The 2,924-nt window shown below is 65.6% G+C and carries 2 protein-coding genes; both read left to right on the top strand.

Going from position 1 to position 2,924, the window contains the following annotated elements; all coding sequences use genetic code 11:
* Positions 1-888 (top strand): sulfate adenylyltransferase subunit CysD (cysD, locus tag AC1RNQ_RS21420; protein ID WP_493174543.1); only part of this gene is annotated, 888 nt, incomplete at its 5' end.
* 150 nt (positions 889-1,038) lie between these two features.
* Positions 1,039-2,924, top strand: a 1,886-nt coding sequence (gene cysN, locus AC1RNQ_RS21415) for a sulfate adenylyltransferase subunit CysN (RefSeq protein WP_493174541.1), incomplete at its 3' end; no start/stop codon positions are given.

Raw genomic sequence — 2,924 nt, 5'->3', positions numbered from 1 at the left:
GAGTCGGAGAGCATTCACATAATGCGTGAGGTTTTGGCGGATGCGGTGGCTCCGGTGATGTTGTATTCGGTGGGCAAGGACAGCGCGGTGATGCTGCATCTGGCGCGGAAGGCCTTTTACCCGTCGCCGCCGCCGTTTCCGCTGCTGCATGTCGATACGACGTGGAAGTTCCAGGACATGTACGCGCTGCGCGACCGGATGGCGGCGGAGTCGGGCATGGAGCTGATCGTCTACCAGAACCCCGAAGCCAGGGAACGCGGGATCAACCCGTTCGACCATGGCCCGCTGCACACCGACATGTGGAAGACCGAGGGGCTGAAGCAGGCGCTCGACCTGCACGGCTTCGACGTCGCCTTCGGCGGCGCGCGGCGCGACGAGGAGAAGAGCCGGGCGAAGGAGCGCATCTTCTCGTTCCGCACGGCCAGCCACGGCTGGGATCCCAAGAAGCAGCGGCCCGAGCTGTGGAACCTCTACAATGCCAGGAAGGCCCAAAGAACAGGAGGGGGGGGCGAGAGCATCCGGGTGTTCCCGATCTCGAACTGGACCGAGCTCGACATCTGGCAATATATCGCGCGCGAGGCGATCCCGATCGTGCCGCTCTATTTCGCGGCGCCGCGCCCGACGGTGGAGCGCGACGGGCTGCTGCTGATGGTCGACGACGCGCGCTTCCCGCTGCTCCCCGGCGAGGTGCCGGTGGAGCGCTCGATCCGCTTCCGCACCTTGGGCTGCTACCCGCTCACCGGTGCAGTCGAGAGCGAAGCGACGACGCTCTCCGAAGTCATCCAGGAGATGCTGCTGACCACGACGTCGGAGCGTCAGGGCCGCGCGATCGACAAGGACGGCGGCGACGCGTCGATGGAGAAGAAGAAGCAGGAGGGGTATTTTTGATGGCGACCCTCATTAAATCCTCCCCGCTCGCGGGGAGGTGGCAGCGCGAAGCGCTGACGGAGGGGGCTCTCGGCCTTGCGCCGCGCCAGGCAGCCCGCCCCCTCCACCACCTTCGGTGGTCCCCCTCCCCGCAAGCGGGGAGGATTTGAGATGACCGATCCTGTTTACGTCACCGACGCGCTGATCGCCGAGGATATCGACGCCTATCTCGCGCAGCATCAGCAAAAGTCGCTGCTGCGCTTCATCACCTGCGGCTCGGTCGACGACGGCAAGTCGACGCTGATCGGGCGGCTGCTCTATGACTCGAAGATGATCTTCGAGGACCAGCTGGCGGCGCTCGAGGCCGACAGCAAGCGCGTCGGCACGCAAGGTGGCGAGATCGACTTCGCCTTGCTCGTCGACGGCCTCGCCGCCGAGCGCGAGCAGGGGATCACGATCGACGTCGCTTACCGCTTCTTCACCACCGGGAAGCGCAAGTTCATCGTCGCCGATACCCCCGGCCACGAACAATATACGCGCAACATGGTCACCGGGGCGAGCACCGCCGACCTCGCGGTGATCCTGATCGATGCGCGCAAGGGCGTGCTCACCCAGACGCGCCGCCACAGCTTCCTCGCGCATCTGATCGGCATCCGCCACATCGTGCTGGCGGTGAACAAGATGGACCTCGTCGATTACGACAAGACGGTCTTCGAGCGCATCCTGCTCAGCTACCGCGCCTTCGCGAGCGAGATCGGCATCACCCACTTCACCGCGATCCCGATCTCGGGGTTCCGGGGCGACAACATCACCAGCCTCTCGGCGAACACGCCCTGGTACAAGGGGCCGGCGCTGGTCGAGCATCTGGAAGCCGTCGAGATCGGCGCGGTCGCAGACGAAGCCAGGCCCTTCCGCATGCCCGTGCAATGGGTCAACCGGCCGAACCTCGACTTCCGCGGCTTCTCGGGGCTGATCGCGGGGGGCTCGGTCAAGCCGGGCGATGCGGTGCGCATCCTGCCGAGCGGCAAGACCAGCACGGTCAGCCGCATCGTGACGCTCGACGGTGACCTGCCCGAAGCGGTCGCCGGTCAGTCCGTCACCCTGACCCTCGCCGACGAGGTCGACTGCTCGCGCGGCGATGTCATCGCAGCTGCCGACGCGCCGCCCGAAGTGGCCGACCGCTTCGAGGCCACCCTGGTGTGGATGGCCGACGAGGCGATGATCGCGGGGCGCGCTTACTGGCTCAAGCTCGCGACGCAGAGCGTGTCGGCGACGGTGCAGGCGCCGAAGTACGAGATCAACGTCAACACGCTCGACCATCTCGCGGCGAAGACGCTCGAGCTCAACGGCATCGGGGTGGTCGAGGTCGCGACCGACAAGCCGCTGGTGTTCGAGGCGTACAGCGACAATCGCAGCTTGGGCGGGTTCATCCTCATCGACAAGCTGACCAACGCGACGGTCGCCGCGGGCATGCTCCACTTCAGCCTGCGCCGCGCGCAGAATGTCCATTGGCAGGCGACCGACATCGACCGCGACGCCCACGCGAGCCTCAAGAACCAGAAGCCCGCGCTGCTGTGGTTCACCGGGCTGTCGGGCTCGGGCAAGTCGACGATCGCCAACCTCGTCGAGAAGAAGCTCCACCGGATGAACCGGCATACGTTCCTCCTCGATGGCGACAATGTCCGCCACGGGCTGAACAAGGACCTGGGGTTCACCGAGGCCGACCGGATCGAGAATATCCGCCGCGTCGGCGAGGTCGCCAAGCTGATGACCGACGCCGGGCTGATCGTCATCACCGCGTTCATCAGCCCGTTCAAGGCCGAGCGCGACATGGTCCGCGCGATGCTGCCCGAGGGCGAGTTTATCGAGATCTTCGTCGATACCCCGCTCGAAGAAGCCGAACGCCGCGACGTCAAGGGCCTCTACAAAAAAGCCCGCGCCGGACAGCTCAAGAACTTCACCGGTATCGATAGTCCCTATGAAGCACCCGAAGACGCCGAAGTCCGCATCGATACCACCGCCATGACCCCCGAAGATGCCGCCGACCTCATCGTCGA

The organism is Sphingopyxis sp. GW821-FHT12F08 (assembly GCF_058806755.1).
This window is presented reverse-complemented; position numbering and strand designations above follow the sequence as displayed.